This window comes from Flavobacterium sp., from assembly GCF_043779715.1.
Taxonomy (GTDB): Bacteria; Bacteroidota; Bacteroidia; order Flavobacteriales; family Flavobacteriaceae; genus Flavobacterium.
This window is the reverse complement of sequence record NZ_JAYWDT010000278.1, coordinates 19,725-27,078: the sequence shown is the minus strand read 5'-3', so window position 1 is coordinate 27,078 and position 7,354 is coordinate 19,725. Positions and strand designations below refer to the sequence as shown.

At 34.1% G+C, this 7,354-nt stretch carries 5 protein-coding genes and 1 tRNA gene; 2 read left to right on the top strand and 4 right to left on the bottom strand.

The window, feature by feature from the left end; all coding sequences use genetic code 11:
• Nucleotides 1-56: 56 nt before the first annotated feature.
• The 3 genes from ACH2BG_RS13515 to ACH2BG_RS13505 are packed head-to-tail and all read right to left on the bottom strand — an operon-like array spanning nucleotide 57 to nucleotide 2,661.
• Nucleotides 57-1,310 (bottom strand): aspartate kinase, encoded by a 1,254-nt coding sequence (locus tag ACH2BG_RS13515; protein WP_395048220.1) that lies wholly within the window; start codon nucleotides 1,308-1,310, stop codon nucleotides 57-59.
• 16 nt (nucleotides 1,311-1,326) lie between these two features.
• Entirely contained in the window at nucleotides 1,327-1,818 is a 492-nt protein-coding gene (locus tag ACH2BG_RS13510; RefSeq protein ID WP_395048219.1) for a GNAT family N-acetyltransferase, read from the bottom strand.
• Between the two features lie 9 nt (nucleotides 1,819-1,827).
• A complete protein-coding gene (locus ACH2BG_RS13505; RefSeq protein WP_395048218.1) occupies nucleotides 1,828-2,661 on the bottom strand; it encodes a M48 family metalloprotease in 834 nt (277 codons plus the stop codon).
• Nucleotides 2,662-2,783: 122 nt separating this feature from the next.
• Between ACH2BG_RS13505 and fbp the strand changes: the two genes are divergently transcribed.
• Nucleotides 2,784-3,791: a class 1 fructose-bisphosphatase gene (gene fbp, locus ACH2BG_RS13500; RefSeq protein WP_395048221.1), complete on the top strand. Its 1,008-nt coding sequence runs from the start codon at nucleotides 2,784-2,786 to the stop codon at nucleotides 3,789-3,791.
• 53 nt (nucleotides 3,792-3,844) lie between these two features.
• Here fbp and ACH2BG_RS13495 read toward each other — a convergent pair.
• Nucleotides 3,845-3,915, bottom strand: a tRNA-Gln gene (locus ACH2BG_RS13495).
• 154 nt (nucleotides 3,916-4,069) lie between these two features.
• On the opposite strand from ACH2BG_RS13495, the gene ACH2BG_RS13490 reads away from it, so the two are divergent.
• Nucleotides 4,070-7,300, top strand: coding sequence for a protein O-mannosyl-transferase family (locus ACH2BG_RS13490; RefSeq protein WP_395048217.1), 3,231 nt, complete (start codon nucleotides 4,070-4,072; stop codon nucleotides 7,298-7,300).
• The last annotated feature ends 54 nt before the right edge of the window (nucleotides 7,301-7,354 follow it).

Genomic DNA, 7,354 nt, shown 5'->3' with positions numbered 1-7,354 from the left:
ATAAAACCAGTTTTAGTTATGATTTATAACCCTAAAATGTTTTCTACGTCGAAAAACTACTCCTTCGTCACAATTTGCATTGTTTCTCTACTCATTTGTTTTAGTAAAACAGTCTTGTTTTTTTCGACCATTTGAAACGCTTTTTCGTCGAAATGTCTTATAGTATAAAGTGATACATTTTCGTTGTATGACAATTTGAACTTTTTAGATAATGTTTTCTTTAATTCATTAAAATTACCAAACTTATCTTCTAAACATATAGAAAAACTAATGGCAGAGTTTTGAATTAAACTTACTTTTATCTTGTGTTGATGTAATAAACTAAAAATTTCGCTGATGTTTTCTTCCATGATGAATGAAAAATCTATCGAGGAAAGCGACAATAATAATTGGTCTTTTTTGACAATAAAACAAGGTAATTTAGGCTCTAAATCTTCTCCTTTAGAAACTGAAGTCCCAGGTAATAAAGGATTTATAAACGATTTTACGTACAACGGAATTTCTTTTTTTTGTAAAGGCTGTAATGTTTTTGGGTGAATGACACTTGCGCCATAAAACGCTAATTCGATGGCTTCACGATACGATATTTGATTTAACAAAGTTGCGTTTTCAAAATAACGAGGATCGGCATTCATCACGCCAGGAACATCTTTCCAGATAGTTACACTTTCGGCGTTAAGGCAGTAAGCAAAAATGGCTGCGGTATAGTCAGAACCTTCTCTTCCTAATGTTGTTGTAAATCCGTTTTCGTCGGCGCCAATAAATCCTTGGGTGATAAATAGTGATTTTTTCTTAGCGATTTTCGAGATGTTTTTTTGAGTAATTTCCCAATTTACCTCAGCATCACGATAGGTATTATCAGTTTTTATATACGAACGAACATCTAACCATTGTGTATTGATGTTTCTAAAATTCATATAATGGCTCAGGATTGTGGTCGAAATAATTTCTCCGAAACTCACAATTTGGTCGTACACAAAGTTATAATTTGGTGATTTATTACTACGTAAAAAATATTCTAAATCTGCAAAATGATCATTTACATCTAGAAAAACTTCGCTTTCTTCGTCCTCAAATAAATCTAACAGAATTTGATTGTGGTATTTTTTTACTTCTTGAACAGAAGCATTTAAGCTTGCCGATTTATCGAAATAATTTTTAATAACTAATTCTAAAGCGTTGGTTGTTTTTCCCATTGCCGAAACCACGAGCAAAACTTCTTCGTAACCAACTTTTTGTAAAACGTCAAAAACATTTTTTATACCATCGGCATCTTTTACTGATGCGCCACCAAATTTGAATATTCTCATTTTTAAATTTAGGATTTTAGATTTTAGATTTAGGATTTTGAATCGCTAAAAAATTATTTATTCCTGCTTCGTCCATATTAACAACCCGCCAATCTTCGAGTAATTTTGCACCCGATTTGTTATAAAAATCTATAGCTGGCGTGTTCCAATCGAGGACATTCCACTCTATTCGGCGCACATTGTCTTTTTTTCCTTGCTTCATAATTTCAGAATACAAAGCATATCCAGCACCTGTTCCGCGACTTTTCTCTTTGACAATTAAATCTTCTAGATGTATGGTTTTTCCTTTCCAAGTTGAATACCTGTAATAGTACAAAGCCATTCCAATAATTTGCCCTTCAACCTCAGCAATAAAAGTATGAAAGAGCGGATTTTCGCTAAAGCCGTCGCGAACTAAATCACTTGCGGTAACGACAACAGCATCGGGTTCTTTTTCGAAAATAGCCAGTTCTTTTATCAAATCTAAAACGGCGGGCATGTCATTTTTTTCTCCTTTTCTAACAATCATATTCAATTATTATTTTTTCTTTTTAACGACTGTTTTTACTTTTGGTTTCGCTTGTTTTAGATACGGTTTGTATAATCCGTCGGCTTCAGCTCTTGTTTTTGCATTTTCAGCTCTTTGTTTTGGATCAGGATGCGAACTCATCATTCTTGTAATAAATGAAGAATCTGTTCCTTCGCTCATTTTTGCTAAAATATTAAAAGCTGATTCGACCGCATTTACATTATACTTGTTACGCTTCATAAAATCGTACGAATAAATATCGGCCTCCGTTTCTTGTTGTCTGCTGTGGCTATTATTCATTAATGCCTTACCAATATTTCCTATTTGACCTTCGGTTACAGCCGCAACTTTGTCTGATTGAGAACCAGCTGCATCTAATAAAGCTTCTTTTTTATACGCCGCTTTTACCGCATCTCTAGAGTCGTGATTGGCAACATGGCCTATTTCGTGGCCTATTACAGCAAGAATTTCGTTGTCGTCCATGATATCCATAAGTCCTGAAAATACGCGAACACTTCCGTCGGCAGTGGCAAATGCATTTACATCTTTTAGTTTATATACCTTGTAGTTAAGTGCTAATCCGTTTTCGGTTTTGTGCTTACCAAATAATTTATTTAATCTTATTGTATAAGCATCTTTTGGTCCTGCAACTGGATTTTCTTTGTCCATTTTATCAACAGCTTCTTTCGATAATTTAGCAGCATCTTCGTCGCTAAAAGTAAATCCTGTAATTCCTTTTTGCAAAGCTCCTAGTGCTTTTTCTCCTAAATTTATTTGTGCATTTGCATCAGATAACCCGAAAATAGCTACGAATAACACTAAAAAAATTGATCTCATATTCATGATATTTGTTGATTTTATTTACAACAAATATAAAATAACTTTAGCATAATTTTCTTGCTATCTAAGTAATGTTTTCGAAAATTATAATCGATATTTGCACAAACAACTACAATAATCTAGAAATGGAAGAACGCAACAAAACATTAGGCGAGTTTATTATTGAAAATCAACAATCATTTCAGTATTCATCGGGAGAATTATCTCGAATTATAAATTCGATTAGGCTAGCCGCAAAAGTTGTAAACTACAAGGTAAACAAAGCTGGATTGGTTGATATTGTTGGTGCTGCAGGCGAGCAAAACATACAAGGTGAAGACCAACAGAAACTAGATGTTTATGCTAATGAAGTTTTTATTCAAACTTTAATAAATCGTGAAATTGTTTGCGGAATTGCTTCCGAAGAAAATGACGATTTTATCACAGTTGCAGGTTCAGATAACAGTCATAATAACAAATATGTGGTTTTGATGGATCCGCTTGATGGTTCTTCAAATATTGATGTTAATGTTTCGGTAGGAACTATTTTCTCTGTTTTTAGAAGAATTACTCCTGTAGGAACTCCTGTAACTATTGAAGATTTTTTACAGCCAGGAATAAATCAAGTGGCAGCTGGTTATGTTATTTATGGCACTTCGACGATGTTAGTTTACACAACTGGAGATGGCGTAAACGGATTTACATTAAACCCAGCTATTGGAACTTTTTATCTTTCGCACCCAAACATGAAATACTCGAAAGATGGAAATATCTATTCGATGAATGAAGGAAATTATGTTCATTTTCCGCAAGGAGTGAAAAATTACATTAAATATTGCCAATCAGAAGAAGGCGATCGTCCTTATACTTCGAGATATATTGGAAGTTTGGTTTCCGATTTTCATAGAAATATGATAAAAGGTGGAATTTATATTTATCCAACGAGTTCGAAAGCCCCAAAAGGAAAATTGCGTTTGCTTTATGAATGTAATCCTATGGCATTTATAGCCGAACAAGCTGGCGGAAAAGCCTCTGACGGTTATGGTCGTATTATGGAATTGCAACCCACAGAATTGCACCAACGTGTTCCTTTTTTCTGCGGAAGTTATAATATGGTCGAAAAAGCAGAAGAATTTATGGCAAACGCTAAATAGTTTCCGGAAACAATTATAAACGAAAAAACCCTTCATTACTGAAGGGTTTTTTGTTGGCCCACAAGGACTCGAACCTTGAACGACTGCACCAAAAACAGTTGTGTTACCATTACACCATGGGCCAATAAAGTTGCAATAATTTCCTATTGCGAGTGCAAATTTACTACAATATTTATTTTCTGCAAGGTTTTAGTCAAAAAAAATTAAATTTTTATTTTTACCCTTTTCTTTAGATAAAAAAATAGTTTCTTTGTAAGGTAATATTTATAGCAAAAATTATGTCTTTCAATTTCAATAAATGGAATACAGCCCTTGGTTGGCTTACTTTTTTTATCGCACTTATAGTTTATTCACTTACTGTAGAACCTACAATGAGTTTTTGGGATTGTGGCGAATATATTGCAACTGCAGCAAAACTAGAAGTTGGTCATCCGCCAGGAGCACCTTTATTTCAAATGATTGGCGCATTTTTCGCCATGTTTGCTATCGATGATCAACATATTGCTTTGATGGTTAATATGATGTCAGTATTTTCGAGTGCTTTTACCATTTTGTTTTTGTTTTGGTCAACCTCAATTATTTTAAAAAAAGTAATTTCTGGATTTGCCGACCCGAGCCTAAAAGGCGAACAGGCGAAGCAGATAAACAAAACCAATTCGATTGTTATTTTAGGAAGTTCATTTGTAGGCTCCTTAGCTTTTACTTTCTCTGATAGTTTCTGGTATAATGCGGTCGAAGCCGAAGTTTACGCTATGGCAACCTTGCTTATCGCACTGCTTTTTTGGCTCGGATTGCGCTGGGAAGAAGAAATGCATACCGAACGTGGTAACAAATGGCTACTCATAATCTCATTAGTTGTTGGATTGTCATTTGGAGTTCACTTCATGGCATTACTAACAATTCCTTCCATTGGATTCTTATATTATTTTAAAAATTACAAAAACATCACTGTAAAAAGCTTCCTTATTGCCAATATTGTTGTCGTTGCCGTTTTACTTTTCATATTCAAATTATTATTGCCTTGGACAATGACTTTCTTTGGCACTGCCGAAGTTTTTATGGTAAATAGTTTAGGATTGCCTTTCGATTCAGGAACAATATTTGTAACCTTACTTCTTATTGCATTGTTTTATTTTGGATTAAAATACACTCGAGAAAAAGGAAAACCTCTTTACAATACTTTAATTCTTTGTGTATTATTTATAATGTTAGGTTTTTCTACATGGATGATGTTGCCTATTCGTGCCAATGCAAATACGCCTATTAATGAAAACAAACCATCAGATGCGCGTGAGGTTTTAGCCTACTATAATCGTGAGCAATACGGTGTGAATCCTTTGTTTTATGGCCCTCAATTTTCCGATACTTATGCAGGATTAGATGAAGACAATCCATACACAGACGAAAAGCCAAATTACGAACGTGATTACAAAAAAGGCGAATATGTTATTGTAAATAATTATGTAAACGGAGTTCAAAATAGCGACGACAATCAGAAAGCTATTTTGCCAAGAATGTGGAGTCCCGATCACGCAGAAAACTACATGAAGTTTACGAATGTGTTAAATTTTAGCATCAAAGAAGAATATTCGGAAGAAAAAGAACTCACCGATATTGTGTCCGAATTTAGAGCTGCTTACGCTTCTGGAAAACTAGAGATAGAAGATTACGAAAAGTTTCTAAAAGCTTACGGTCAGTATCTTAATATAGAAAAACCAACAACTATCGACAATTTAACATTTATGGTCCAGTACCAGTTTGGTTATATGTATTGGAGATATTTAATGTGGAATTTCGTTGGAAGACAAAACGACAAACAAGGAGAATACACTTCTTTAGACGGAAATTGGCTAAGCGGAATCAATTTTTTAGACAATATAAGGTTGGGGTCTCAAGAAAATCTTCCTGTAGAATGGAAAAACAACAAAGGTAGAAATACTTATTTTTTCCTACCTTTTATCATTGGGCTTATTGGGTTTTTCTTTCATCTAAAAAAAGATATTAAGAGTTTTTATGTTGTTTTGGCGCTGTTTTTATTTACAGGTTTGGCACTTAAAATTTACCTAAACGAACGCCCTTTCGAACCTCGTGAGAGAGACTATGCACTTGTAGGTTCCTTTTATGTATTTGCCATTTGGATAGGAATTGGTGTTTATGCCATTTTCGATTTTCTAAAATCATACATTCAACCTAAAATTGCGGCACCAGTAGTTATAACAGCTTGTCTTTTTGCTGCGCCAATACTTATGGCTACTCAAAACTGGGACGATCATGACCGTTCAGGAAAATACACAGCGGTTTCATCGGCAAGAGCCTATTTAGATTCCTGCGAGAAAAATGCTATTTTATTCACTATTGGCGACAATGACACTTTCCCAATTTGGTATTTACAAGAAATTGAAGGATATAGAACCGATGTTCGTATTGTAAATACTAGTTTATTAATGACCGATTGGTATATAGATCAAATGAAAGCCAAAGCTTACAATTCGGAACCAGTTCCTATTTCATTTTCACACAAAGATTATGTAGATGGAAAGCGGGATTACTTAGTTTTTGATCAAAAAACTGAAGCCAGACTCGATGTAAAAGAATTTTTCGATTTTGTTTCTAGCGATGATCCGAGAACACTCATCGAAATGAAAAACGGTCAGATGATTCAGTTTTATCCAAGTAATAAAATCAGAATTCCTGTTGATAAGAACACAGTGATAGCAAACAAAATTGTTAGTCCAAAATACAACGATTCGATTGTTCCTTATATTGATGTTGATATAAAAGGCGATGCTTTATACAAAAACCGCCTCATGATGTTAGACATTGTGAGAAACAACAATTGGAAACGTCCTATATACTTTTCTCCAGGCGCTTTTGCGGACGAAGATTATATCTGGATGAAAGAATACTTGCAATTAAACGGAATGGTGTACAAACTCGTTCCTGTAAAAACACTAATAGACAAAGAAGCTTCAGCTTTTGATATGGGAAGCATCGATGCTGATAAAATGTATGACATCATGATGAAACTAGATTGGGGTAATGGCGAAAGCACAAAAATATACCACGATCCAGAAACCAGAAAAAACAGTATTTCGTACCGAACCAATTTAACAAGGCTAATGAATCAGCTTATTGCCGAAGGAAAAAATGGTAAAGCTAAAAAAATAATTGAATTAGCACTTACTAAACTTCCGTTAGATTATTATGAGTTTTATAGTATGGTCGATCCTTTTGCCGATGGTTATTATAAAATAGGAGAAACACAAAAAGCACGTACTTTGCTCAAACAACTAGAAGCAAAATACCAAGACGAACTAAAATATTTTAGCCAAACAAAAGCCAGCGAACAAAACGAAAATGCTGTCGATATTATAACCAATATAGAAAGATACAGAGGTTTGTTACTTATTATGAAAGACAATAAAGACATTGGTTTTTATAACGAGCAAAAATCAATCTTTAATAGCTACAACAAACGTTTTGATCGTTTTGGCAGAGATATGGAATAGATTATTAGTCCCGATAGCTATCGGGATAGATTTTTAGAAAAATGCAGTTATTGT

Excerpts from the sequence above, each read along its gene's own strand:
- ACH2BG_RS13515 (WP_395048220.1), bottom strand. The coding sequence starts at position 1,310 with ATGAGAATATTCAAATTTGGTGGCGCATCAGTAAAAGATGCCGATGGT.
- ACH2BG_RS13510 (WP_395048219.1), bottom strand. The coding sequence starts at position 1,818 with ATGATTGTTAGAAAAGGAGAAAAAAATGACATGCCCGCCGTTTTAGAT.
- ACH2BG_RS13505 (WP_395048218.1), bottom strand. The coding sequence starts at position 2,661 with ATGAATATGAGATCAATTTTTTTAGTGTTATTCGTAGCTATTTTCGGG.
- fbp (WP_395048221.1), top strand. The coding sequence starts at position 2,784 with ATGGAAGAACGCAACAAAACATTAGGCGAGTTTATTATTGAAAATCAA.
- ACH2BG_RS13490 (WP_395048217.1), top strand. The coding sequence starts at position 4,070 with ATGTCTTTCAATTTCAATAAATGGAATACAGCCCTTGGTTGGCTTACT.